Source organism: Pelosinus sp. UFO1, from assembly GCF_000725345.1.
In the GTDB taxonomy this organism is placed as follows: Bacteria; Bacillota; Negativicutes; order DSM-13327; family DSM-13327; genus Pelosinus.
Genome location: NZ_CP008852.1, coordinates 3151980 through 3178599 on the forward strand (window position 1 = coordinate 3151980; position 26620 = coordinate 3178599).

Genomic DNA, 26620 nt, shown 5'->3' on the forward strand with positions numbered 1-26620 from the left:
AAGAATGTTAACCTTTATCATGCGTAGATTACCGGTAACGAGCATCACATTCTTTGCTTTAAAAAATATAAAAAATAAGTAACTGCTAACATATCTGCTGATCCTCCCGGACTAATCTTTTTAAGCGAATATTCCGAATCTAATTCTTCAATTTGCTTTCGGCCACTCTCTGTGAGCATACCTCCTGCCGCCAAAATCGATCTAGCAGATTTTTGAACAAGAACAAGGGTAGGCATATCATGCCTGTTCAAAATAGTTGTGTCTATGGTTTCGGTCATGATTCCAATCAGGGAATGTATTAATGCATCATTGAGTGAAAGACTGGCAGCTAATGCTTCGTTTAAACAAGGCAAACCTTTGGTTTTTATAACAGGTAAACCTGCTGCAATTTCACCACGTATACCTGTAATACCAAATGTCAAATAAAGCTGTTCCCCTGCAGTAAGCTTTCTATTTGGCAATGTATTGTTCAAAACGGCAAGCTCACGTTCCACAATGCCGCGGCATATTTGAGAAGCTTCCTGCAATGTTCCCTCAATAATGCAGCCTTTATATCCCTGCTGCACGCATCTTGCTGCTGCAGCCGTCAGAATCCCCAGCAGAAACAGTAAACCTTTTTGCGTATTAACGCCATTTGTTGCTTCAAACATAGCCTCTTCCGCATTCTTGCCAATATTACGTAAAGCTGTCAGCAATTCTTCTGCCGGACCAATATGTTCCCAACCGGCCAGTGCACAACGCTGCATGGCTGGACCTAGGGTGCTGCTACTTTTTAAGAAAGTAAAGATGTCCATATCTTGATGAGCTCCAGAATTAAACCGGTCAACTAAGCCAGGAGCAGGAGCACATGCTGCCTCCATTAGCATAGCTTCTAGTGCGATTATCCCTATTCTTTCAATGGGTTCCAACCAACAGTCCCGCAGATTCATTGCCTTTCACTCCTTGCTGTAATGTTAATGACGCGATACAGAATTCCTGATTGTTTCTATAATTTCTTGTGCTGCAACTGAAGTCAAATACTCAAATGTGGTATCGGGAACCATTTTCCGCAATATACGGCTCCTAGCAATTTCCTTAAAGCCGAGGGCTATAATCTAGGCTGGTTTCGTGGGTTTGGTAAAAATGAAATAATGATATCTTCCGCGCCTTGCTACCGCTTGCATTAAGGCTGTAACAATTGCACTAGCAAGTCCTACCCTCTGAATATTCTCATCAATTGCGAAATTTCCGAGTATTTTCTGGCAAAAGAACCTGTTCCAACCAGTCTGCCATCATCATCTTGGCGCAACACTACGGTATATTCTACCTCACGGTCAAGCAATTTGTACTCCTCTAAAGCTATGGAAAAACGCCTTCTGTGCTTATGAATCTCTCTAGCAAGTATCTTAAAAGCACAGAAGGCATCACATTTAAGCTTTGCTTTAATTAGTCAAGCTGTAGAGGTTTTATCTTGCGCACTACGTCAAGAATCGTACCATCTCTAGCTTCCACAATAGCAATTACTTTATCTTCCCATTCTAGATCATCTGGTGTTCCGACAAGGCTATACGCCTTTTCCTGAAGTGACTCAACCGTTACATGAGCTATACCATCTTTATCCAAGCACTCAATAAGATCTGGACGCAGAGGATTCACTGCTATGCCATAGTCAGTAACCAATACATCTACACAATCTCCAGGAGTAGTCACAGTAACCACGTTTTTACATACAGTAGCCATGCGTCCACGAACAAGCGGTGTAACAATGATACAACATTTGCTGCCAGCAGCTGTATCCGGATGTCCGCCCGGAGCACCACGCAAAACACCATCCGAGCCTGTAATAACATTAACATTAAACTTTGTATCTATTTCCAATGCTGCTAAAACGACAAAGTCCAATTTATTTACATAAGCACCTTTATTGGCCGGATTTGCATATTGGCTTGTACAAATTTCATGGTGATTAGGATGCGTGGCAAGATGTTCAATAGCTCCCTTGTCAAAATCCTGTGTATCCAAAAGATGCTTCACCAAACCCTTATCCTGTAACTGGCAAATTGCACTGCCCATTCCGCCAAGGGCAAATCCCATAGTGATATCCTTTTCCACCATATGCTTTTCCAAAAAACGATTTACTGCTAGCGAAGGGCCGCCAACACCTGTTTGAAACGAGTACCCCGCTTTAAAATACGGAGTTGCAGCAATAACATTGGCAACATTCTCAGCCATCATCAATTCACGCGGGTTGTCTGTCATACGTGCTTCCAGAGTAGAAATCTTTGCGGGATCGCCAACAGAATCCACGATACATACGCAGTCAACGTCAATAGAAGAAATCGTCGCCGGATGGTTTGGGAAATCCACGAGGGTATCTGTGATGACCACGACATGATCAGCGTAATGCGAATCAGGAACGGCAAACCCCATTGAGCCACAATTGTTTTTACCGCCAGTCCCTTTTGCATTACCATAACAATCGGAGGTAGACGCCGCCAAGAATGCGATGTCAATATGCACTTCACCAGCTTCAATTGCGCGCGGCCGTCCACCATGGCTGCGAATAATTGCAGGTGTTTTAAGCTTTCCTGCGGAAATCACTTCGCCAATACGTCCACGAACGCCAGAAGTCTGTATGCCGATAACCTTCTTGGCTTCAATATATTCTGCAATAAGATCCTGTGCGCTTCCCAGAGAAGTTGCAGCAATCGTAAGATCCTTTAACCCCATCTCTTCAACGAGAACCTTTGCGACCATACTCGCTACATAATCACCATTACGGAAATCCGAATGGAACGAAAAAGTCATCCCGTCATGTGCGCCACATTTCTCACATGCTTCGCGGATGCTTTTGAATATCTTACTCTCTCGCGGCGTTTCATATCGTTTTGTCCGCGGAGAATCTTTTTTGACATATTTTCCGTCCATGTAAAATTTCCCCTGATAAACCTCTTTTTCGTCCTTCAGAAGTTCATCCGGAATTTCTCTACCTACTGCATTTATCATTGTGTGTAGCCCCCTTATTATAAATTTCCCTCATATACGCCACATGCCTTAGCTAACGCCAAAATTCGTCTTGCATCCTCAAAAAATGGAATATCTACCATTTTTCCGTCTACAGTGTAAACGCCAACACCAGCATCCGCCTGTTCATTGAAGGAGCGAATCAGTTTCTCTGCGTAAGCAATTTCTTTCTTGGTCGGAGCAAATGTTTCGTGAACAAAACGGATTTGCTTTGGACTTACGATGCTTTTTCCATCAAAGCCCATTTCTCTATTTTGCAGCACTTCCGCTTGGAAACCTTCCATATCATCGATGTTAGGATACATCGTATCAAAGCATTGCACACCAGCTGCACGAGCTGCAAGCAACATCTGGCCTCTGGCAGCCAACATCTCAATGCCGCCTTTGACTATCTGTACATGCATACTCTTTCTGAAATCCCCGCCAGAAATTGCACAGCCAAACATTCTCGTCGATGCCGTAACGATTTCATACGCATTCATAATACCTTTTGGACTTTCTAATGCAGCCATTAGAAGTGTCCTGCCCTCTTCCATTCCGAACTCTCGTTCTGCCGCAAGTACATGTTCTTCAACAGTTTTTACATCCTGTGCACTTTCGCATTTTGCAATGCGGATGCCGTCAGCACCTCCTGCAACAACACAACGAATATCCTCTTGCCAGTGGGGTGTATCAAGTCCATTGATCCTTACGATAACTTCGGTATCACCGTAATCAATTGTTTTAAGTGCATGATACAGCGAAAATCTCGCCGCATCCTTCTGATTTTCAGCAACCGCATCTTCCAAATCCAAAATAATGCTATCGCTGCCATAAATATATGCATCCTTAATTAGACCTGGTTTTTGCGCATTCATGAACATCATTGTCCGCCGGAGACGATCTTTTTTGGGCTTTGCACGTGAAATCATTTTACAATACCTCCCCAAGGAATATTTTCTTCAGAAATTCCGGCACTTCTAAATACAGCACATTCAACGCGAGCATTCAGCGTGCATTCTAGCGCCCCTTTATCGACTACAATAAACTTACCATGTTTAACACCAAGACGTTCCAATGTTTGTAAAACAGTCGCTTTTATTTGGCGTCCATATTGATTCATAACACTACTCTCAATGCTCAATTCTATTCCATGAGCAAATGGTTCAATACTGACCTGTGCATCACTAGATTCTAAAGTTCCAGCAATGGCCGGCTTTTGAATTTCCATAATTATTTCGCTCCCCTTATCTTAAAAATTTCTACAAAGTAGTTATCACAATTAAACATAAATTTAGACTATTTGTAAAAGTCATGTTTTTCTTATATCTCCATTCAAAAATAGAATGTAATTGTTTTTTGAATTAACTTTCAAATTAATTATGATCTGGATATAATAAAGGTGCAATTTAGTCAAAATTTAATGATTATTATATTTTAATTTCTTTATAAGAATTTGTTTTGCATGTTGTAAAAGCTTAGGAAAGGAGAAATTATGGACGAACGCGACTTTGAATTGCTGACTACATTAAACAAGACCAGAAATATTACTCATGCTGCAGATATCCTATATATTTCACAATCATCTCTATCCAAGCGAATTCGAGCCATTGAGCAGGAACTTGGAGTATCTCTCATGCTGCGCTCGCACCAAGGTATACACTTCACTCCAGCGGGCGAAGCCGTTCTGAAGTACACACTTGAAGCGTCCAAACAGATGGCTCATATGCGTAAAGCTATCGAAAAGAGCCGAAATTATATCTGCGGAACATTAAACGCAGGGGTTTCCATTAATTATGCTCTTTATCGTCTGCCTGACCGTTTGGTCTCTTATCGGGAAAAATATCCTCACGTAAATACAAATATCACTACGGATCAAAGTCGCAAACTATATCTTCAACTGCAAAATGGCGTCATTGATGTTGCCATTTTACGAGGTGAATACACTGATTGGAAAGGTGAAAAAATTCTATTAGATAGAGAAAAAATTTGCGCCATCTACAACCAAAAAGATGAAAAAGCGTCTTTAACTGAACTACCTTTCATTGGCCGGAAGACCGATTCGGAATTCGAGCGGGAATTGGCTCAGTGGATGCGTGAAAACAACATTCGGACTGAAGAACATGGCATTTGTGTCGACAACATTACAACCTGCGTAGAAATGGTACGCAGGGGACTGGGATGGGGAATCACACCAGAAATCTGCCTGAAGGATTTCAAAGGCTGTATACATCCTCTCTTCTTCGCAAACGGAGAACCCCTTCTGCGCTCGACCTATATCATGTATCCAAGTCAAAGTCTAGCTCTGCCGCAGGTCAAAGCCTTTATCGATTTACTCAAAAATCCACAGGAGGAATTTCCTTATGTCCAACTATAATATTGCTAAAATTTTTTTATCAGATAAAAGGAGCCGCCAACAAATTGATTCGTTGCTACAGCACGAAGGACTTCACCTTGATAATAATCTTGATTATACCTGTGGAATTTATGATGATGATATGAACATCATTGCTACAGGTAGTTGTTTTGGTAATACTCTACGCTGTCTCGCTGTAAGCAGCTCCCATCAAGGTGAAGGTCTTCTCAATGGGGTGATCACTCATCTAATTGAATTCGAACATGCTCGCGGTAATCAGCATTTATTTCTCTACACGAAATGTAATACAGCCAAATTCTTTAGTGACTTAGGCTTTTATGAAATTATCCGCATAGAAGATCAAGTGGTCTTTATGGAAAACCGGCGCAAGGGCTTCTCTGATTATCTGCATGCACTTTCCGGTAGCAATCAAAATCACCCGGTTTCTCAACAGAGCAAAGTCGCAGCAATTGTCGTGAATGCTAATCCCTTTACCCTAGGGCACCTTTACCTTGTAGAAAAAGCCGCATCAGAAAATGATATTCTACATCTCTTTATCGTGAGTGAAGATGCTAGTGTGATTCCTTTTTCCATCCGAAAAAAACTTGTCATAGAAGGAACTTCCCATCTGCGCAATATTATTTATCACGACAGCGGACCTTACATTATCAGCAACGCCACTTTCCCTAGTTATTTTCAAAAAGATGAAGTCACTGTCATAAGCAGTCATGCTGAACTTGATTTGGAAATCTTCAAAAAAATATCGTCTGTATTAGGCATTCATCGTCGTTACGTAGGAGAGGAACCATTAAGTCAGGTTACCGGAATCTACAATCAAATTATGCACAAGAAACTACCACAAGCAGGAATTGACTGTATCGTGATCCCCCGAAAAGAAGTAAACGGAAATATTATCAGTGCTTCTATCGTAAGAAAGGCACTCCAGGATAACGCTATAAATGTATTAAAGAACCTTGTACCCGAAACCACTTTTCGTTTTTTCCAAAGCGAAGAAGCACTCCCTATCATCCGCAAACTCAAAAATAGTGGAAACGTTATACACTATTAAAACGTTTCTTAAAGGAGATTTCCATTATGCTGATTGGTGAATCTGTATTGCTAAAGGATATGATGGACTGTAGAGAAAACCGTGTCAAGCTGCAAACAAAGTATCGCCTACATTTTCAAAAACCGATTATATCATTCTGCATGAATATTCCCGGTCCTATAAAAACCACAACCGAAATCCAAGAAGCTTTCGATATAGGATGCAAAAAAATAGAAGAAATACTTCAAGCGACAAAAATCAAAATATTAGATTCTACACGCATTCATAAGATCACTGGCGATGAATGGATCCTTTGTACAGAAGGTGATGCTGTTAAAATAAAAGCGTCCATGTCAAGTATTGAAGATTTCCATCCTTTTGGGCGCCTATTTGACATTGACGTTATCGACGTTAATGGGGAGAAGCTTTCAAGAACTGCATTTAGAAAATGTCTAATCTGCGATGCACAAGCACAAGTATGTGCTAGTTTAAGAAAACATTCTATCTTTGAAATGCAAAATAAAATAGAAGAAATTCTTAAAGCCTTTCTTCATTAGATTGTATTCTTATTCCCAGACGCACAAAACCAGAGCCTCCGATGAAAGGCTCTGGTAACTCTGTTCTATAAAGAAAAACTCTATAACAAATTTATATCAGTCAAGAATCGTGGTAGTGTAAAATAGTGACCCAGGCCAGTTGCCGGAACTAAGAACAGCTGATAAATAAATACTATAAGAAAGGCTGTGTTAAGAGATGAAGGGCAAGAAATTTGATGCTGCGCTTAATCAAAAGGCAGTCAAGAAAGTACATGAGCAAGGTAAAGGTGCTTTGGCTGTAGCAGAAGAACTGTAGAATATTCATTAACTGAAAGCGATCAGGCCTTACTTCCTATATTTTTTGAAATGGCAAAATGGGGTGAAATTTATTTAGGATAAAAAAAATTAAAGTTGCTTTCCAAGAACTCAAGGTATTGCATCATCTACGACAAGCTGGCTTTAAGAAGAGATTTGGATTTGCTTGCTCCTATTTGTTTCAAATTATATTTTGCCTCATCTTTAACCACAGAAACTGGTATCAACTACTGGAAAGCCCCCAAAAAGAAACACTTCCAGGAAACGCTGAACTGAACCCCTAAAATGGAAGATGAAAGAAAAAACCTCCTATGGTAGGATAAAACTAACTACCATAGGAGGTTTTGCTATGTCTGGAAAAAAAGGAATGAAGCACTATCCAACTGCAATTAAAGAAGACAGCAAGACGGTTAGAACTTGGCGACAAGTGGCGGCCTGATGTTCCCGTAAAAGAGAAAACAGTTGAGAAAGAAAGAGTTTTCACGACTTGGAATGGACTCGCAGCTCATCCAGACGGCATGAATACCTGGTTTAAGAAAATTCACTATTACCAATAACCTGCCACATATTACGCCACATGCTTTCGACACATGGCCGAAACCTATATGCTAGATGATGGTGTTGGGCTTCGGACTGTTGACGGTAAACTTGGACATGCTTCTACTAACACAACAACGACGGTATATAGTAACCTTCTTAAATCAGCCGAAGCGAAAACGGCAGGCATAATGGAAAATAGATTAACCAATCTCAAGAATATAACAATAGACAAAAATAAGAAGCAGGCCAAATAGCTGCTTCTTATTTTGTTCATATTTGATTATATTAGTATCTATTTTATATCATTAAGGCGCAGTGACATAAGAAAAGCCCCCGCAAACTGCGAGAGCTTATAATTTACTGGTGACACACCGGGGAATCGAACCCCGAACCTACTGATTAAGAGTCAGTTGCTCTGCCAGTTGAGCTAGTGAGTCATTCAATTCAAGAACATTTATATAATATAATATTTTACTACAATTGTCAACTAGTTTTTAAAATAACAGTGCTACAAAAAAGAAAGTAACGCTAACAAGAAGCTATCTATTCTTAATGCAATAGATAGCTTCTTGTTCTTTTTTATTTCTTTGCTCTTTTTTCTTGTAAATAGCTATCAATTGCTACAGCAGCTTTTTTGCCCGCTCCCATGGCAAGAATAACCGTGGCTGCGCCTGTTACGATGTCACCACCGGCAAATACACCTGGCTTACTGGTAACGCCTGTTTCTTCGTGAGCCGTAATATTACCTTTTTTATTAACGTCTAATCCCTTTGTCGTAGATTGGACCAAAGGATTAGGGCCTTGACCGATTGCAATAATGACAGTATCTACTTCTAGAACAAATTCAGAATTTGGAACTTCGATAGGACGACGACGACCTGATGCGTCTGGTTCGCCTAGCTCCATACGGACACATTGAAGGCCTGTGACCCAGCCATCTTTATTACCAATTACAGCGGTAGGCGCAGTAAGGAATTGAAAATCAATCCCCTCTTCTTTGGCATGATGCACTTCTTCCAGTCTCGCAGGCAATTCAGCTTCCGAACGACGATATACAATATATGAGGTTTCAGCGCCTAACCGTAGTGCGGTTCTAGCGCCATCCATGGCCACGTTACCACCACCCACAACGGCTACCTTTTTGCCGACATGAATTGGTGTTCCATAGTCAGGAAAACGATAGGCTTTCATCAAATTACAGCGGGTTAAAAATTCATTCGCAGAATACACCCCGTTAAGATTTTCCCCAGGGACTCCCATAAAATAAGGCAGCCCTGCTCCTGTACCAATAAAGACAGCGTCAAAACCTTCTTCTTCCATTAACTCATCAACGGTAAAAGTGCTACCAATCACCGCATTTACAACAATTTCTACGCCTAGTTTACGTAAATTGTTGATTTCAACTTGCACTACTTCATCTTTTGGTAAACGGAATTCTGGAATACCATACATCAAAACGCCACCAGGCAAATGCAAGGCTTCAAAAATTGTTACTTTGTAGCCTTTTTTTGCTAAATCGCCAGCCACAGCCAAGCCCGCTGGGCCAGAACCTATTACGGCTACTTTTTGCGCATCTGAGGCATACTCAATTGGGGCAGTATCTTCCCCTTTTTTTCGTGCTGCATCTGCAACATAACGCTCTAGACGTCCGATTCCCACTGATTCACCTTTTTTAGCTAACACACAATATTTTTCGCATTGTTCTTCTTGAGGACATACTCTACCACATACAGCTGGTAGGCTATTCACTTCTTTTATCTTAGCGATCGCGGCATCCATGTCGCCTTCTTTTATCTGCCTAATAAAAGCAGGGATATCTACTTCTACAGGGCACCCTTTACGGCAAGGAGCAGCTTTACACTGTAAACAACGTTCGGCTTCCGCTTTTGCAAGTTCTTCTGTATAACCGAAACTTACTTCTTCAAAATTCTTTGCCCGTACTTTAGGATCTTGCTCTGGCATACCATTCTTTTTTAATGAGAGTGACATTTACAGCCCCCCTCTTTCTTGCCATTAATATGTTCACTATGTTGCTTTTCATGAGGTTTGTACATACGCTGACGCGCCATTAAGCTTTCAAAATCTACCTTGTGGGCATCAAATTCAGGACCGTCTACGCAAGCAAACTTATTTTCTTGCCCAACTGATACGCGACAACCCCCACACATACCTGTTCCATCTACCATAATAGGATTTAGACTGACTACCGTAGGCACGCCATACGGTCTTGTTGTTTCAGCAACGAATTTCATCATAATTACGGGGCCAATAGCTACAACTAAGCTAATTGTTTTATCTGAATCCAGTAATTCTTTTAAAGGTTGGGTAACTAAAGCTTTACGTCCTTTGGAACCATCATCTGTTGTAATGATCAATTCATCACTTACTGCTGCCATTTCTTCTTCATAGATTAAGATGTCTTCGGAACGGGCACCAATGATGGAAATGACTTCATTTCCTGCTTCTTTCATACCACGAGCAATTGGGTATACTGGTGCAATACCGATACCGCCGCCTACACAGACAACAGTACCCATTTTTTCAATGTGAGTTGCCTTACCTAAAGGACCAACTAAATCTAGCAAAAACTCTCCTTCATTCAAAAGACCTAACTCCACCGTAGAGGCACCCACCTCTTGAAAAATTAGGGTAATAGTGCCCTTTTCCCGATTAAAATCAGCAATCGTCAAAGGAATCCGTTCCCCTTCTTCATTGACACGTAAGATTACAAATTGTCCTGGTTTTGCCTTTTTTGCAATTAGTGGCGCTTGTACTTCAAAAAGTTGCACACTAGGCGCTAATTGCTGCTTCACGAGTATTTTATACACAGGAAACCTCCTTGAAATAGGGATCAGTAGAGCTAATAGTTAGTTTTCTACCTTTCCATAAATTTTACATTCTCCCAATAAGACAATTAGTTTACAGTCTTACTAATATTCTAATAATTTACTATTACATGCTTTTCACAGTAAGTCAATAGGTATCAATTCTCATCAGATGACTGTTTCTAATTTTTTTAACTTAAAATAAACCAACGATTTTTCCGGCATTATCAATATCCATTCGTTCTGCTGCTGGGCGTTTCGGTAATCCAGGCATTGTCATAATGTCACCTGTAAGTGCAACCAAGAATCCCGCCCCTGCTGCCACACGAACTTCCCTTACTGTAATGGTAAATCCAGAAGGACGTCCTAGCTGAGTCATATCATCACTCAACGAATATTGGGTTTTCGCCATACAAATTGGTGTTTTGTCAAACCCAAGGCTAGAAAGTTCCTTTATGGCCTTTTCTGCCGGCTGCGTGTAATTTACCCCATCAGCCCCATAAATCTCTTTTGCAATTGTTAATATTTTATCTTTAATCGATGCAGTTTCATCATAGATATAATTAAATTTGTTAGGTTGCTCACAAGCTGCTAAAACTTTTTGTGCCAGCTCTATCCCACCTTGACCGCCTTTGGCCCAAACCTCTGACAAAGCGACCTCGGCACCCAATTCTACACACTTTTCTCGTACAAAATCAAGTTCTTCTTTCGTATCAGTAGGAAATGCATTAATTGCCACCACAGCTGGTAGACCAAATTTCTGCATGTTTTCAATGTGTTTTGTTAAATTCGCTAAACCTCTTTCAAGAGCAGGCATATTTTCTCCTACGAGTTCTGCCTTAGGTACACCGCCATGCATTTTAAGCGCACGCACTGTAGCCACAATCACTACTGCATCTGGTTTTATCCCCGCAAAACGACACTTTATATCTAAGAACTTTTCTGCGCCAAGATCGGCACCAAAACCGGCTTCTGTTACACATACATCCGCCAACTTTAAAGCAAATTTTGTTGCCATGACACTATTACAGCCATGAGCGATATTGGCAAAAGGACCGCCATGAACAAAAGCTGGGGTGTTTTCTAAGGTTTGCACTAGATTTGGCTTAATGGCATCTTTAAACAGTAAGGTCAATGCGCCAGTTACATTTAATGCTGCAGCAGTAACAGGCTCATTTGTATAGGTATAACCAATGATAATCCGGCCAATGCGAACCTTCATATCATCTAAATCGCTAGCCAAACATAAAATAGCCATCATTTCGGATGCTACCGTAATATCAAAACCACTTTCTCTTGGTACTCCATGAATTTTCCCACCTAACCCACAAATGATAGAGCGAAGTGAACGTTCATTTAAATCCATAACTCGACGCCAAGTGATCCGTCTAGGATCGATATTCAATTCATTTCCTTGGTGAATGTGATTGTCAATAATAGCCGCTAACAAGTTATGCGCCGTAGTTATTGCATGAAAATCTCCTGTAAAATGCAGGTTGATATCTTCCATTGGCACGACTTGAGCATAACCGCCACCAGCTGCACCGCCTTTCATACCAAAACAAGGTCCGAGGGAGGGTTCACGAAGGGCAATGGCGACCTTTTTCCCTACCTGACGTAAGGCATCTCCAAGACCTACTGTCGTAGTAGTTTTTCCTTCACCTGCTGGAGTGGGATTGATAGCCGTAACTAACACTAATTTCCCATCAGGACGTGATTTAATCTCTTCCCATTTTGCTAATGAAACTTTCCCCTTATATTTGCCGTAAAGTTCTAGATCATCTTGGGTAATACCGAGTTGGCTGGCCACTTCCTCTATGTGTTTCATCTGTGCCTCTTGGGCTATTTCAACATCGCTTTTCATATATGTGCCTCCTTATATAACTACAGCCAAAGTGAATAGCTGAAATGATAACCATTTCAACTATCCTTTGGCTGTGACTTACTAAAACAACGAATGGATTTGTTATTTTTTGACGTGTAGTAAAGCAGCCGCCTTCACCGTATTACTTAAAAGCATAGCTATCGTTAAAAGTCCTACCCCACCAGGCACTGGGGTAATGGCTCCTGCTACCTCTTTGACTTGTTCAAAATCAACATCGCCTACTAATTTTTTGTCTGGTAAGCGATTAATTCCTACATCAATCACTACGGCACCAGGTTTCACCATATCTGCCGTAACAAAATGCGCTTTGCCAATTGCTACAATTAAGATATCAGCTTGGCGAGTAATGCTAGGCAGGTCAGCGGTACGAGAATGACAAATGGTAACGGTAGCATGACGCGCTAATAGTAAGTTGGCCATTGGTTTGCCAACAATATTGCTACGACCAATAATAACTGCATGTTTACCGGCAATTTCTACATTAGCAAGTTCCAACATTTTGATACAGCCTGCAGGGGTACATGGTACAAGATGTTCTTGACCAATTGCTAGTTTTCCCACATTCACTGGGTGAAATCCATCTACATCTTTATCCGGATGAATTGCCTTTAAAAGTTCTGCTTCCTCATTCTTTAAGGCTTCAGGTAATGGCAATTGCAGCAAGATGCCATGAATCGCTGGATTTTCATTTAAACTAATAATTTGCGCTAATAGCTCTTCTTTGCTGATGGATTCGGGCAAGCTTATGACCTCTGAATAAATCCCGAGTTCCTCGCAGGCTTTATGTTTATTGGCTACATATACTTTAGAAGCTGGATTCTCACCAACGATAATGACAGCTAATCCAGGATTCATTCTCTGAGTTGCCTTTATCTTCTCGACTTCCACTTTTACACTCTGCTTAATTTGTGCAGCAAAGACTTTGCCTTCTAAGATTCTTACTGACATGAACTATTCCCCCGTACTACGTATTTATAAATTACACAATAATGCTAATCACCGTAAATACTAATAAAGCGATACTAACCAAACCATTGCGCATAAAATAGGCCTGGGTTACTTGCCGAAAATCAGTAGGACTAACAATCGAATGCTGATAGATTAGTACGCTGGCAGCTAGTACAACTCCACCATAATATGCCCCATGCATATTCATCAGTATCCCTACAGCAACAAAACCTGTAATGCTAATAACATGGAGTGCTTTACTAATGGTAAGAGTTCCTTGTATTCCAAAGCGCACAGGCATAGAATGTAGTCCATGCTTTTTATCAAACTCTAGATCCTGGCAGCCATAGATCGCATCAAAACCAGCAATCCATACACCAACAGCAAGGCCTAATAGGACAATTGGTAAGGTAATATCCCCCCTGATCGCTACCCAAGCGCCAATTGGTGCAACGGAGAGAGCTAAACCTAGTACTAAATGGCAAGTCCAAGAAAATCGTTTCATATAGGGATAGATAGATAAGGGGATTACCGCCAAAGGTGCTAGTTTTAAACATAAGGGATGTAGATTCGCTGCCGCCACAGCAAAAAGAGCAAAACTTGCCAATGTCATTAGTACGGCTCCCCTAGGCTTAACTGCTCCTGTAACCATGGGGCGGTTGGCAAACCTTGGCTGCAATCGGTCATATTTTAAATCAATAAAATTATTCAATGCCATGGCGGCACTACGTGCACCTACCATGGCCAAAGTAATCCAGAATAAGTCTCTCGCTGCAGGTATACTGCCGGCGGCTAATATAGCGCCAATATAAGCAAAGGGCAAGGCAAACACGGTATGGGATAATACGATATTATCAAGATGTGCTTTAATTTTACTCAAGTCCCAATTCCTTCCATTTCTTGTCAACTATTTCTTTAACATCAGCCGACATTTCAATTTCATCCGGCCATTCACGGCTATATCCCTCTGCGGCCCAAGCTTTTGTAGCATCAATCCCTACCTTAGTCCCCCAATTGGGCATTGGTGAAGAATGATCCAGTACATCAAGAGGCCCGTCAACCATCACAATATCACGACGGGCATCAATATTATTGTACACACGCCACCAAACTTCATTCATATCTTGGACATTCACATGTTCATCTACAACAATAACCATTTTTGTAAACATCATCTGTCCCATTCCCCATATGGCATGCATTACTTTCTTTGCCTGTTGAGGGTAAGTTTTCTTTATTGAAACTACAGCGCAGTTATGAAATACGCCTTCCAACGGCAAATTTAGATCAATAATTTCTGGTAAATTCATCTGTAGTACAGGTAAAAAGATACGTTCTGTAGCTTTTGCTAAGAAACAATCCTCCATAGGTGGTTTGCCCACAATGGTCGACGGATAGATAGGATCTTTCCGATGGGTAATGCAAGTAATATGAAATACAGGGTAATCATCGGCAAGAGAATAATATCCAGTGTGATCACCAAAAGGGCCTTCCCGTCTAAGTTCATCAATCATAACGTAGCCTTCTAGCACGATTTCTGAATGTGCCGGAACTTCTACATCAACAGTTTCACATTTTATCATTTCTACGGATTTTTTACGTAAAAATCCAGCAAATACCATTTCATCAATGTCTTTTGGCAAAGGAGCAGTTGCAGAGTAGGTAATCGCAGGGTCCGTACCGATAGCTACTGCTACTTCAATACGATCCTTTCCTAAAGCCTGATGCGCTCGATAGTTTTCAGCCCCATTCTTGTGAATGTGCCAATGCATACCTGTAGTTTTCCCATCATATACTTGTAAGCGATACATTCCTACATTCCGTTTACCATTTAGAGGATTTTTAGTAAAAACTAAAGGCAATGTGATAAACTTACCTGCATCACCAGGCCAACATTTTAAAATAGGAAATTTATCTAATGATGGTTGATCTTTAATAATGACTTCCTTACACGGACCATTTTTCACATACTTCGGAAAATTAATGGCCCGTTTAGCGGTCGGAATAATCTTTAGTAAATCTAATTTATTTTGCACCGAAATATAAGGTAATTTAAAAATTTCTTTTATCTCTGCTGCAATGTCATCAATTTTATCTACACCAAATGCCAGGGCCATACGTTCCATGCTGCCAAAAGCATTCATCAAAACTGGCATATCATAACCTTTTACATTTTCAAAAAGTAAGGCTACATTTTTATCTCCCGACATTTTGGATACCCGATCAGTTATTTCTGTAATTTCCAGCTCGCAGTCTACTTCTTTCTTAATGCGTTTTAACCAACCCCGCTCTTCTAGAGCACGAATAAAGTCACGCAAGTCATTAAATGCCATGTAATATAACTCCCTTTCAATTCCCTACTATAGATCCTTTTACTTTCTTAAGATATATTTTACAATAAAAATACTAACTTCATACAATACAATGACTGGTATGGCAACCATGGTTTGCGAAAACACATCGGGTGTAGGAGAAAACACAGCACCTACCACAAAGGATAAAACCATGACATGCTTACGTTTACCTGTTAAAAATGCAGAACCAACAAGACCAAATTTGGCCATAACGACAATAAATAAAGGCAATTCAAAAATAAAACCAAAAGGCAGTAAAAACGAAATGACAAAAGATAAATACTCTCCTAGGGATAGTAACGGTTGAAGATTTTCAGTAGCAAAACCCATAAAAAACTTAATTCCAGCTGGCAGTACCAAAAAATAAGAAAAAGCCAGTCCTATAAAAAATAAGAGCACTGAAGAAGGTATTAAAATAACAGAAGCCATACGTTCTTTACTCGTTAATGCTGGAACGACAAAAGCCCAAATTTGGTATAAGACGATAGGCAGTGCTAATAGAAAACCAGCAAATAATGATACCCTCAAATATGTAAAAAAAGCCTCCGCAGGACTCATATAATACAATTTACCAGCAGGTGCTGTAATATACTGTACTAGTTCAGCAGCGAAAAAATAACTGATCATACTCCCTACAGCAACAGCCATAATGATAATAATCAGCCGCCGTCTTAATTCCTCTAGATGCTCCACTAAGGACATTTGATTTTCTATCGGATCCTCTTGAAGCTGCTCTTCCCTCTTCTCGTTACCTACAATCTCTGCCATTGAGCATTCCTCACTTTTTCTCCTCAAACTTGCTATCAACTTTTATGGCTGGATCTTGGACTTGAGAAGATTCGCCAGTTGTTGCTTTTCTAAATTCTTGGATCCCTTTACCCAGCGCCTTACCTACTTCAGGTAATTTACCAGGCCCAAATACAACAAGGGCAATCACTAAGATTAACACCAATTCCGGCATGCTAAAACTAAACATTTGCACATAGCCCCTTTCAAATCCTATTACCTATATATTATACCTAAAAACCAATAAGAAGAAAAGACTTGGCTTGTGCCAAGTCTTTTGCATTTGGAACAAAAGCTCACATTATAAAATTATTTGTCTTCTTTCTGAAACCTAATCAGTAGCTGCGTAAACCTACAAAGTCCGCAACTGCATGGAATGCATCGCGATGCTCCCCTGTAATACTGGCAGGTATCACACTTCGTGCATGATCTAAATAGTCTGAAACACGTTTATAAGAATATTCGATTGCCTCAGTATCTTGTATAATAGAAAGTCCTCGTTTAATTTTTTCTTCAGACATATTCTTAGTTTGTACAATTTCTCTTAATTCATCACGATCAGCGCTATTCTCTAAAGCAAAGATGACCGGTAAAGTCACTATTCCTTGCCGCAGATCGTTTCCTACTGGCTTACCAATCTGTTCCGAAGAAGCAGTAATATCTAAAATATCGTCTGTGATCTGAAAAGCCATTCCTAATGAATAGCCATATTCCCGTAAAGCCTTAGTTTCTTCTAAAGATAAACCGACAGCTAATCCACCTAATTCGCAGCTTGCCGCAATAAAATCAGCAGTTTTTTGTTCAATACGTTTTAGGTAGTCATTTTCTGTTTGATCCGCAATAAAAGTACTGCGGTTCTGATTAATTTCACCCTCACACATAGAACAGATTACATCAGTCAATACTTTTAGCATTTCGTTGCTCGCTTTATTTGCTACTAAGGAAAAAGCTTTAGCAAACAAATAATCACCAATCAATACAGAAGAATGATTACCCCAACAAGAATTAGCAGTAGATTTTCCCCTTCGCGTTGTTGCATTATCAATAACATCATCATGTACCAAAGTTGCCATATGTATTAATTCAATAGCAATTGCCATTGGCATTATTTTTTCCATATTGGATACTTGGTTTTTGGTACACATAAAATACAAAGCGGGACGTAACCTTTTTCCACCTGCTTCGACTAAATGCTTGCTAATATCTGTTATTAATTTTTCCGGAGAATGTATGACAGAAAGTAATTCCGTTTCCAATAACAATAAATCACTTTTTACAATTTCAAACATCGAATTTTTATTCACTATTTTAATCACCTACACGCAAAGTCTGTTACTATAATACACTATTATCTGTCTTTACGTCTATTGCTTTTTTCAAATTCTATGACAATTCTGTATCAATTTTCTTCATAAATTGCCATTATTCTATAAAAAAACATCTATATTATAGAATTGATGATGGCAATCTACTTAGGAATATAGACTCTTCTCCTTATTACTATTTACTATTCTGAACAAATTCATCCCCTTTTTTCCTTACCATAAAAATACTGGGTAGAGAACCCTCTCCACCCAGTATTTTATCTTTTTATTTATTTCCCTTTTAGGGAATCATCCAACTGAGCCAGTACGCTTGTGCGTAGGTCATGAATCCTACAATTATAGCTAAAATCAGTGAATGCTTCACTGTGAAACTAAATAGATCGCCTTCCTTACCAACTAGCCCAGTGGCGGCAGTTGCTACGGCAATACTTTGTGGGGAAATCATCTTACCGCAAACACCACCGGAAGAATTTGCTGCTACTGTCAAAATTGGATCGACCCCAACTTGTTGTCCAGTAACTGCTTGCAAGTTGCCAAATAATGCATTTGCAGAGGTATCCGAACCAGTTAAAAATACTCCTAGCCAACCTAGAAAGGGCGAGAAAAAAGGAAATAAAGAACCTGTCCCAGCTAAAAATAAGCCTAGAGTAGAACTCATACCAGAATAATTCATAACGTAAGCTAAGGCCAATACAGAAGGAATTGTAATAAGTGGCTTTATTAATTGTCTAAGGGTTTTGAAGAAAATGGAAATAAATCTGCCTGGTCCAACGCCTAAAAATAAAGAAGTAATTATACTCGCAATGAATAGCCCCGTTCCTGCAGCGCTTAACCAGTTTATTTTATAAAGTGCTGTCATAGGCGTTGGTTGTTTTACAATCGGTGCAACTTGCACAATTAGTTTATCAAGTCCGGGAACCACCCATTTTAACGTTACCGCATCTAACATTGCTGTTACGGGTTTTAACCCCCACAGGATGACCATCACAGTAAGAATAATAAAAGGTGACCATGCTTTTAATACCTTACCTAAGGTTAATGCATTCCTATTTGCAACAAGGGTCGGTGCAGGCTCATTTTCAAATCGCCAAATTTTTGCTGGCTTCCAATATTTTAAGAAAACCGTCAGTGCAATGATACAAGTTAGAGACGATAAAATATCTGGCAACTCTGGGCCAATATAATTGGAGGAAAACCACTGAATACTAGCAAAGGCAATACCTGCTACTAAACATGCAGGCAATACTTCCATAGCTGCTTTCCAACCTGCCATCAACACAACTAACCATATTGGAATAATAACTGAGAGAAACGGTAATTGTCTTCCTACCATGGCACTGATATTCATTGTTTCGATACCAGTAACTTGTCCTGCAACAATAATTGGAATACCAATACCGCCAAACGCTACAGGCGCCGTATTCGCAATTAAGCATAACCCCGCAGCATATAAAGGGTTGAAACCAAGACCTACTAACATACCCGCTGAAATAGCAACAGGAGTGCCAAAACCAGCTGCCCCTTCCAAAAAAGCACCAAACCCAAAGGCAATTAACAAAGCTTGCAGCCGACGGTCGTCTGTAATTGTGGCAATCGAATCTTTTACTATTTCAAATTGTCCGGTCTCAACCGTTAAATTGTAAATGAAAATAGCAGTGATTACGATCCAATAAATCGGGAATATTCCATATAAAGCTCCCATGACCGCTGATGTAAGTGCAAGGCCAACAGGCATTTTATAGGCAAAAATGGCCACTAATAAAGCAGAAGTTAACGCTATTAGGCCTGCAATTTGGCCTGGAGTTCGACGAATAGCGAGCAAATAAAAAATCACAATGATGGGGATAGCCGCTAGCAACGAGGATAGCGCTAGACTATGCATCGGGTCATATATTTGCGTCCATGTCATTAAAGTAACACCCCTTTGTTTTTTTAGCTGTTTCATTAGGCATATGGCACATTTATGTACCAACAAGCAGATGCTTTTTATCACCTCTCTTTTTGGCTATTTATAGTTTGACCATTAACCAAATTTATATTACTTTTAATTTATTTGCTGGCAGGTACTTATGAATTACCGTTCCCAAGAATTCAATGAAATGTATCATAAGAACAAGACTTGGCTTAGGCCAAGTCCTCAGACGCAGGCGGAAGCCTTAGTCGTTCTTACTTGGAATCAAGGAAGTGTTATACTTTCTGATTCCGTAAAAAAAGATAGCTACACATCTTTTATGTGTAGCTATCTTACAATTATCATTTACTTACTATTTTCTTTAAAATATTGCATACTAATTTTTTTCCATTCGCGGGTACTAAATAACATGACATAGTCTTTTAGGCCAGTACGATTTGCTATATCCGCTGCTATAGCCTTACATTCTTCTCGATTATGGGCATGGAGCATGGTATAAAAGTTATAGGGCCAATCAGATTGAGGAACTCTCCCGTACAAATGGGATATAATTGCATCTTGCGCCAATAATTTCCCGATCTTTTCAATCCGTTCCTCAGGTACAATCCATGCACACAAGGCATTTGCTGCATATCCTACTTCACGATGCCTAAGTACTGCACCCATTTTACGAATTTTCCCTGATTTTCTATACCCTTGCAATCGCGTTAAAAGTTCGTCCTCACTAATACCCAGTTTTTCTGCTATTTCACGATAAGGCTCGGCTACTAGTGGGAAGTCTTCCTGCATGATCGCAATAATTTTCTTATCTAACTCATCTAGCATTAAGGTACCTCTCTTCCTACTTGCTTGAAACTTCTACTAGTCCTTACGATAAGGAAAACTGCACACTCACCTTAAATTTTTTAGTCGCTGGCAAATTAAGCAGCCTAACTACACCATCCAAATTCCGCACTGTCTCCAAAATTTCATTTTGTTTTCCTAAATCTGGACTTAACAAAGTAAACCATAAATTTAAGGTTCCTTCCCGTTCATAATTGTGAGTGACGCCATAATAAGAATTAATTACTTCAGCCACTTGAGGAATGTACTCCTCTTTTACCTCTAGGGCTACTAATGTACCAATATAACCAAGCTTTGTCGAATCAAAGAAAGGGCCAATACGGCGAATTAGACCTTGCTCTTTTAAAAACTTAAGCCTTTCAATTACCACAAACTCCTCCGTCTTAAGCTTTTCGGCCAGTACGGCGAAAGGACGTTTGTCAAAAGATAAGTCTGTCTGAATCAGATTTAATAAGCTCTTATCAAATGCAGTAAGCATACACAACTCCTTTATTATTTTCTCCTACAAAATGATCTATACAGTCATCAGAATGCCATTACAACGTAAATGAAACGGCGTTTATTAATAGATAACATTCTGATTGTTTTTATTAAGTATTCTTCACAGAAAAAATCTTATACCATCCTATTAAAAGAAATGGCTTAATGATGCCCCCGAACCTTAAAAAGGAGAACAGCATCAGCTATTCTCCTTTTTATTTATGTTCTATTTTAACAGAATTTGTCCAATCACGTCAAGTAACTCAGGACGACCTAATCCTTTTTCTGATGAGTAAGCGATAATGTTACCGCCTTTCATTCCTAGACCTTTACGAATGGCAGCTACATTATTCTTCACACCCATGCGGGTGAGCTTATCCGCCTTTGTCGCAATGACCTGTACAGGTATATCATTTTCAACTAGCCACTTGTAGGTACTAACATCACTCTCCATAGGAGCGTGCCTGATATCAATCAACTGACAAGCAAGCTGCAATCTCGGAGATTTTAACAGATATTCTTCAATGAATTTTGCCCACTGCTGCCGATTGGATCGACCAGTTCGGGCATATCCGTATCCAGGCAAATCGACGAGAAAAAATTCTCGTCGGTCTGTTTCACTCATTTTTGCCATCAATTTATAAAAATTAAGGGTCTGAGTTTTACCTGGGCTACCACTGGTGCGAGCCAATCCATTACGGCGGCTTAAGGAGTTGATCAAGGAGGATTTCCCTACATTAGAACGCCCCATAAACGCAATCTCATGCAGCTCTCCCTCTGGGTATTGATTGATACGTACAGCCGAAGCAACATATTGACCACTGGTAATATTAATTTCTTTTTTAACTACTTCTTCATTAACTATTTCTTCTTTAACTACTTCTTCTTTTATGATCGCTTCATTCATTTTTTGTCACCAAAGCTGTTTTAAGCACCTCATCCATATGTTCAACAAGCACAAATTCTAAGTTCTTTTTCACATTTGCTGGTATTTCATCCATATCTCTTTTATTCTCCTTAGGCATGATGATTGTTTTAATTCCTACACGATGGGCTGCCAGTACTTTTTCTTTGATACCGCCTACTGGCAGAACTCTGCCTCGCAAGGTAATTTCCCCTGTCATCGCCACATCACTGCGCACAGGTCTACTTGTTAAAGCAGACACTACTGCTGTAGCCATGCTGATACCTGCAGATGGGCCATCTTTTGGGATCCCGCCTTCTGGCAAGTGAATATGAATATCTGCCTCATCTTGGAAATTTGCATCAATTCCGAGCTCTTGTGCACGGGTACGAATGTAACTAAAACCAGCCTGAGCCGATTCACGCATCACTTCGCCAAGTTGACCTGTAAGCATTAATTTGCCTTTACCTTTCATCACGGAAACTTCAATAGCCAGCACATCTCCGCCAACTTGAGTCCAAGCAAGACCTGTGCTCACCCCGATCTGCGGTTGACGTTCTGCTTGTGTATGGCGATATCTAGCAGCTCCCAAATAAGTATGCAAATTCTGTGCTGTCACTTTTACATTCTTGCGTTTTTCTTGAACAATTTGGCGAGCCACTTTACGGCATAACGTTGCAATGTTGCGTTCCAAGCCACGAACTCCTGATTCCCGGGTATAATCGCCAATTATCTTTTGTAGAGTACCTTCCGAAAAAACGATTTGTTTATCCGTCAAGCCATGATCACGAACTTGTTTGGGAACCAAATACCGTTTCGCAATCTGTACTTTTTCTTCTTCTGTATAGCCAGGAATATTAATAATTTCGATTCGGTCTAACAATGGACGTGGAATGGTATGCATTACATTTGCAGTGATGACCCATAAAACCCGGGAAAGATCGTAAGCCACTTCCACATAATGGTCACTAAAGGTATTATTTTGCTCCGGATCAAGAACCTCTAATAATGCTGCAGAAGGATCCCCTCGGAAATCAGCGCTCATTTTATCAATTTCGTCTAACAAGAATACTGGATTTTTTGAGCCGGCTGTACGTATTCCTTGAATAATACGGCCAGGCATTGCCCCTACATAGGTACGACGATGACCGCGAATTTCAGCTTCATCGCGCACACCACCTAAAGAAACTCTCACAAATTTCCGGTCCATTGCCTTCGCAATAGAGCGTGCTAAGGAAGTTTTACCTACACCAGGAGGCCCTACTAGACATAAAATAGGTCCTTTCATCGTTTCCGTAAGTTTTCTGATGGACAAATATTCTAAAATACGTTCCTTGACCTTTTCTAAACCGTAATGGTCTTCATCCAAGGTCTTTTCCGCCCCATCAATATCTAGCATATCTACTGTCTCTTTTGTCCAAGGCAGTGATAGTAATGTATCAAGATAAGTGCGAATCACGGCACTTTCAGCTACCATCGCAGGCATTTTTTCTAAACGTTCAATTTCTTTATTGATTTTTTCTGCAACTTCTTTAGGAAATTCCTGTTCTTTTAGCCTTGTGCGATATTCCTCGACCTCTGCTGCCCGATCATCTTTTTCACCTAATTCTTTTTGAATGGCTTTTAGTTGTTCCCGTAAATAATATTCCTTTTGCGTCTTTTCCATTTGCTTACGCACGCGGACACTAATTTTCTTTTCTAATTCGAGAATCTCCATTTCACGACCAAGGATATCACATAGTTTTTCCAATCGTTCTTTTACATTTACAGCATCTAGTAATGCTTGTTTATCTTCAATTTTAAGAGATAAATGACTTGCAATTAGATCTGTCAAACGTCCTGGTTCCTCAACAACAACAACAGAAACCAAAGTTTCTGGTGGAATCTTTTTACTAAACTTAACCCATTGTTCAAATTGAGAAATTGCTGTCCGGGTTAAAGCCTCAATTTCCAACGTTCTAGTTTCTGGTTCATCAAACTCATTGATTTCTACTTGATAGAAGGCTTCAGACTCTACATATTTTACAATTTCCGCGCGGTGTAATCCTTCTACTAATACTCTGATTGTTCCGCCTGGGAGCTTTAAAAGTTGCTTTACCTCTGCCACAGTTCCAAAATTAAAGATATCGTCTGGCTTCGGTTCATCATTCTGCGCATCCTTTTGTGTGGCTAGCATAATGAATCGATCATGTACCATTGCTTCTTCTAAGGCACTAATCGATTTTTCACGACCCACATCAAGATGAATAATCATATATGGAAAAACTAAGATGCCTCTTAAGGGCAGTAGTGGTATTGTTCTTGTTTGTGTTTTCTTTACCATAAATTCGTCTCCTTTACTTGTCCTTATCCTATTACTATTATTTTCATCCTTAACAATTATAAATATTCTTATTTACCATGCCAAAATCCTTTTTAGACAAAATAAAAACTACAAAAAATAGTGAATTTTTCCTTTTACACCTTTTCTAATAGATAGTATAATATATTATGTTAACTAGATTGTCTTTATCATGGAATTAGAGAGGGGAAAGTACATGAATTGGCAAAAGATTAACTGGCCAGTCATTGTTATTGGAATCATACTCACTTTTGCTGCTACCAGCAGCAGTTATTTTTTTTGGCAGCAATATGCTGTAACCAAACCAGTTACCCAAGGAGTAGGAGAAATTGCCGGGGTTGAAAAAGTAGTTATCGACTCTAAAAATCAAATTATCCCAAAAGTTCACGTTACTCTTACAAACGTAGATAACTTAGAAGTAGCTTATCAATCTATCAATGATGCACTTACAGGTAGTTTAGGATCGTCAAAATATAAGCTGATCCTTCATGACCATCGAACCCCTGAATTGGAGCAACTTTATTATACAATCCACTATTATGTATACGAAGGAATTTCCACGGGAAAATTTAGCGCTATGTCTGAAAAGATCCAAGAAAAAGCCGCCGCTGCCAATACAAAAACGCACGTATACATCGATGCAAACAATGTTTATCTTCAACTTACAACCACCAATGGTGATTTATACCAGATCATCCCCCGAGAACCAGATAGTAAAGGGGTGAGATAAAATGTATTACGCAGAAATAGGGTTTGGTATTAGTACAGGTTTCTTGCTCTTTTTGTTTTGGCAAGGGTTTGATATTGTACCTATGCTCTTTGTTATAACATTAATCATTGCCGCTGTCTATCTTAATCATGCAAAACTTGCCAAAAACTCTTTTGCAAAAAAAGAAGCAAAAACTTCAGCCTCTACACTGATTCACTTTGATGATATTGGCGGACAAGAAGTGGCAAAGCAAGAGTTACGCGAAGCTTTAGAATTTATTAAAGATGCTACTCGTATTACACATCTTGGTATCCGCCCTTTAAAAGGTGTTTTATTAAATGGGCCACCTGGTACAGGAAAAACACTACTAGCTAAAGCTGCAGCACAGTTTACTGACTCCGTATTTTTTTCTGTCAGCGGTTCAGAATTCGTTGAAATGTATGTAGGTGTAGGTGCACAACGTGTTCGGCAATTGTTTGAACAAGCTAAGAAGCTTGCTAAGAGTCAGCATAAAGAAAGTGCGGTGCTCTTTATTGACGAATTAGATGTCGTTGGTGGCAAACGCGGCCAAACTACTAGCAATATAGAATATGATCAAACATTAAATGAACTGCTTGTACAAATGGATGGTCTCTCTTTCGATGACAGTGTTCGCATATTGGTCATAGGAGCTACCAATCGAATCGATATGCTTGACCCAGCCCTGCTACGTCCAGGACGGTTTGATCGACAAGTCAAAGTTGACTTGCCTGATAAAAAAGGGCGGCTTCACATTCTTACACTTCATACCAAAAATAAACCTTTAGCAAAGAATGTCTCTTTAGATAGTATTGCAGCAAATACTTTTGGTTTTTCAGGATCTCATTTGGAAAGTTTAACAAATGAAGCTGCCATTATGGCCCTGCGCGAAGAGCAAACTTTAATAACAGCAGATCACTTTCAATGTGCAATTGACAAAATTATTATGGGTGAAAAACTAGACCGGGTACCAAATCAGATGGAAAAACATCGCATTGCAGTCCATGAAGTAGGACATGCTCTACTCAGCGAATTGACCCGGCCAGGATCTGTAGCAACCATTAACATTGCTTCAAGAAGCAATGCTTTAGGCTACGTAAGACAAACACCGCTAGATGATACCTATTTATATACAACCAAAGCTCTCACTGATAAAATTGCAGTCGCATTAGCTGGTGCAGTTGCTGAAGAAATTCAACTAGGCAATCGCAGTACCGGTGCAGCTAGCGATTTTAAACATGCTACTGAATTGGCAAAACAGATTATCCACAGTGGTATATCAACCTTAGGAATTGTTTCTCCAGAGGATCTATCAAAAGAGTTATTGCATGTTACCTTAACATCTATTATAAAAGAAACAGAGCAATACGTTCACAATATCCTTGCTGATCAGCAAGAATTGTTGGAAAGGATAACTACGCTCCTATTAGATAAAGAGTGTATAAATGGTGATGAACTGAGAGATATCATCAATATAACTCCACAGCAATACGAAAACAAGATAGCCCTTTGA

At 39.8% G+C, this 26620-nt stretch carries 25 protein-coding genes, 1 tRNA gene and 1 pseudogene; 7 read left to right on the forward strand and 20 right to left on the reverse strand.

Annotated features, from left to right (window positions below):
* Positions 1-44: 44 nt before the first annotated feature.
* From citG to citD, 5 genes are all read right to left on the reverse strand, one after another.
* Positions 45-929 (reverse strand): triphosphoribosyl-dephospho-CoA synthase CitG, encoded by an 885-nt coding sequence (gene citG, locus UFO1_RS14965; protein ID WP_051788961.1) that lies wholly within the window; start codon positions 927-929, stop codon positions 45-47.
* 263 nt (positions 930-1192) lie between these two features.
* Positions 1193-1321: a hypothetical protein gene (locus UFO1_RS26020; RefSeq protein ID WP_256380517.1), complete on the reverse strand. Its 129-nt coding sequence runs from the start codon at positions 1319-1321 to the stop codon at positions 1193-1195.
* Positions 1322-1425: 104 nt separating this feature from the next.
* Positions 1426-2985, reverse strand: a complete 1560-nt coding sequence (gene citF / locus UFO1_RS14970) for a citrate lyase subunit alpha (RefSeq protein ID WP_038672074.1) — start codon at positions 2983-2985, stop codon at positions 1426-1428.
* Between the two features lie 17 nt (positions 2986-3002).
* The gene (locus UFO1_RS14975; protein ID WP_038672076.1) at positions 3003-3914 is read right to left on the reverse strand and encodes an aldolase/citrate lyase family protein; all 912 of its coding nucleotides are present in this window, start codon (positions 3912-3914) and stop codon (positions 3003-3005) included.
* On the reverse strand, positions 3911-4213 hold the full coding sequence (gene citD, locus UFO1_RS14980) for a citrate lyase acyl carrier protein (RefSeq protein WP_038672077.1): 303 nt from the start codon (positions 4211-4213) through the stop codon (positions 3911-3913). The genes UFO1_RS14975 and citD overlap by 4 nt, the downstream gene beginning before the upstream one ends.
* A 264-nt stretch (positions 4214-4477) precedes the next feature.
* Here citD and UFO1_RS14985 point away from each other — a divergent pair, with 264 nt between their 5' ends.
* The 5 genes and pseudogenes from UFO1_RS14985 to UFO1_RS15000 all read left to right on the forward strand — a co-directional run bounded on the left by UFO1_RS14985 (position 4478) and on the right by UFO1_RS15000 (position 8031).
* On the forward strand, positions 4478-5359 hold the full coding sequence (locus UFO1_RS14985) for a LysR family transcriptional regulator (RefSeq protein WP_038672079.1): 882 nt from the start codon (positions 4478-4480) through the stop codon (positions 5357-5359).
* Complete coding sequence (gene citC, locus UFO1_RS14990) at positions 5346-6407, forward strand: [citrate (pro-3S)-lyase] ligase (protein ID WP_038672081.1); 1062 nt, start codon at positions 5346-5348, stop codon at positions 6405-6407. Before UFO1_RS14985 ends, citC begins: the two co-directional genes overlap by 14 nt.
* A 26-nt stretch (positions 6408-6433) precedes the next feature.
* On the forward strand, positions 6434-6943 hold the full coding sequence (citX, locus tag UFO1_RS14995) for a citrate lyase holo-[acyl-carrier protein] synthase (RefSeq protein WP_201771026.1): 510 nt from the start codon (positions 6434-6436) through the stop codon (positions 6941-6943).
* A gap of 327 nt (positions 6944-7270) precedes the next feature.
* Positions 7271-7321: pseudogene (locus UFO1_RS26225) on the forward strand (hypothetical protein); the annotation flags it as partial.
* Positions 7322-7842: 521 nt separating this feature from the next.
* Positions 7843-8031, forward strand: a complete 189-nt coding sequence (locus UFO1_RS15000; RefSeq protein ID WP_038672083.1) for a hypothetical protein — start codon at positions 7843-7845, stop codon at positions 8029-8031.
* 107 nt (positions 8032-8138) lie between these two features.
* Here the strand turns inward: UFO1_RS15000 and UFO1_RS15005 are convergent.
* From UFO1_RS15005 to lon, 15 genes are all read right to left on the reverse strand, one after another.
* Positions 8139-8214 (reverse strand) — tRNA-Lys (locus tag UFO1_RS15005).
* Positions 8215-8356: 142 nt separating this feature from the next.
* Positions 8357-9766, reverse strand: coding sequence for an NADPH-dependent glutamate synthase (gene gltA / locus UFO1_RS15010; protein WP_038672085.1), 1410 nt, complete (start codon positions 9764-9766; stop codon positions 8357-8359).
* Complete coding sequence (locus UFO1_RS15015) at positions 9751-10605, reverse strand: sulfide/dihydroorotate dehydrogenase-like FAD/NAD-binding protein (RefSeq protein ID WP_038672086.1); 855 nt, start codon at positions 10603-10605, stop codon at positions 9751-9753. The genes gltA and UFO1_RS15015 overlap by 16 nt, the downstream gene beginning before the upstream one ends.
* A gap of 193 nt (positions 10606-10798) precedes the next feature.
* The gene (locus tag UFO1_RS15020) at positions 10799-12466 is read right to left on the reverse strand and encodes a formate--tetrahydrofolate ligase (RefSeq protein ID WP_038672089.1); all 1668 of its coding nucleotides are present in this window, start codon (positions 12464-12466) and stop codon (positions 10799-10801) included.
* 102 nt (positions 12467-12568) lie between these two features.
* The gene (gene folD / locus UFO1_RS15025; RefSeq protein WP_038672090.1) at positions 12569-13435 is read right to left on the reverse strand and encodes a bifunctional methylenetetrahydrofolate dehydrogenase/methenyltetrahydrofolate cyclohydrolase FolD; all 867 of its coding nucleotides are present in this window, start codon (positions 13433-13435) and stop codon (positions 12569-12571) included.
* Positions 13436-13466: 31 nt separating this feature from the next.
* A complete protein-coding gene (locus UFO1_RS15030; RefSeq protein WP_038672092.1) occupies positions 13467-14315 on the reverse strand; it encodes a UbiA-like polyprenyltransferase in 849 nt (282 codons plus the stop codon).
* The gene (locus tag UFO1_RS15035; protein WP_038672094.1) at positions 14308-15768 is read right to left on the reverse strand and encodes a menaquinone biosynthesis decarboxylase; all 1461 of its coding nucleotides are present in this window, start codon (positions 15766-15768) and stop codon (positions 14308-14310) included. Before UFO1_RS15035 ends, UFO1_RS15030 begins: the two co-directional genes overlap by 8 nt.
* Positions 15769-15807: 39 nt before the next feature.
* Positions 15808-16557 carry a twin-arginine translocase subunit TatC gene (gene tatC / locus UFO1_RS15040; RefSeq protein ID WP_038672096.1) on the reverse strand — a complete coding sequence of 250 codons (750 nt, stop codon included), beginning with the start codon at positions 16555-16557 and terminating at the stop codon, positions 15808-15810.
* 10 nt (positions 16558-16567) lie between these two features.
* Positions 16568-16765: a twin-arginine translocase TatA/TatE family subunit gene (locus UFO1_RS15045; RefSeq protein WP_038672098.1), complete on the reverse strand. Its 198-nt coding sequence runs from the start codon at positions 16763-16765 to the stop codon at positions 16568-16570.
* 145 nt (positions 16766-16910) lie between these two features.
* Positions 16911-17864 carry a polyprenyl synthetase family protein gene (locus tag UFO1_RS15050; protein WP_038675268.1) on the reverse strand — a complete coding sequence of 318 codons (954 nt, stop codon included), beginning with the start codon at positions 17862-17864 and terminating at the stop codon, positions 16911-16913.
* 316 nt (positions 17865-18180) lie between these two features.
* Positions 18181-19809, reverse strand: coding sequence for an L-lactate permease (locus UFO1_RS15055; protein ID WP_038672100.1), 1629 nt, complete (start codon positions 19807-19809; stop codon positions 18181-18183).
* Between the two features lie 348 nt (positions 19810-20157).
* Positions 20158-20637 carry an AsnC family transcriptional regulator gene (locus UFO1_RS15060; RefSeq protein ID WP_038672102.1) on the reverse strand — a complete coding sequence of 160 codons (480 nt, stop codon included), beginning with the start codon at positions 20635-20637 and terminating at the stop codon, positions 20158-20160.
* A 43-nt stretch (positions 20638-20680) separates the two neighbouring features.
* Positions 20681-21133, reverse strand: coding sequence for an Lrp/AsnC family transcriptional regulator (locus UFO1_RS15065; RefSeq protein WP_038672104.1), 453 nt, complete (start codon positions 21131-21133; stop codon positions 20681-20683).
* Positions 21134-21361: 228 nt separating this feature from the next.
* Complete coding sequence (gene yihA / locus UFO1_RS15070) at positions 21362-22042, reverse strand: ribosome biogenesis GTP-binding protein YihA/YsxC (protein WP_084159843.1); 681 nt, start codon at positions 22040-22042, stop codon at positions 21362-21364.
* Entirely contained in the window at positions 22035-24362 is a 2328-nt protein-coding gene (gene lon, locus UFO1_RS15075) for an endopeptidase La (RefSeq protein WP_038672106.1), read from the reverse strand. The genes yihA and lon overlap by 8 nt, the downstream gene beginning before the upstream one ends.
* 214 nt (positions 24363-24576) lie before the next feature.
* Here lon and UFO1_RS15080 point away from each other — a divergent pair, with 214 nt between their 5' ends.
* Complete coding sequence (locus UFO1_RS15080; RefSeq protein ID WP_038672108.1) at positions 24577-25110, forward strand: hypothetical protein; 534 nt, start codon at positions 24577-24579, stop codon at positions 25108-25110.
* A gap of 1 nt (position 25111) precedes the next feature.
* Positions 25112-26620, forward strand: a complete 1509-nt coding sequence (locus tag UFO1_RS15085) for an AAA family ATPase (RefSeq protein WP_038672110.1) — start codon at positions 25112-25114, stop codon at positions 26618-26620.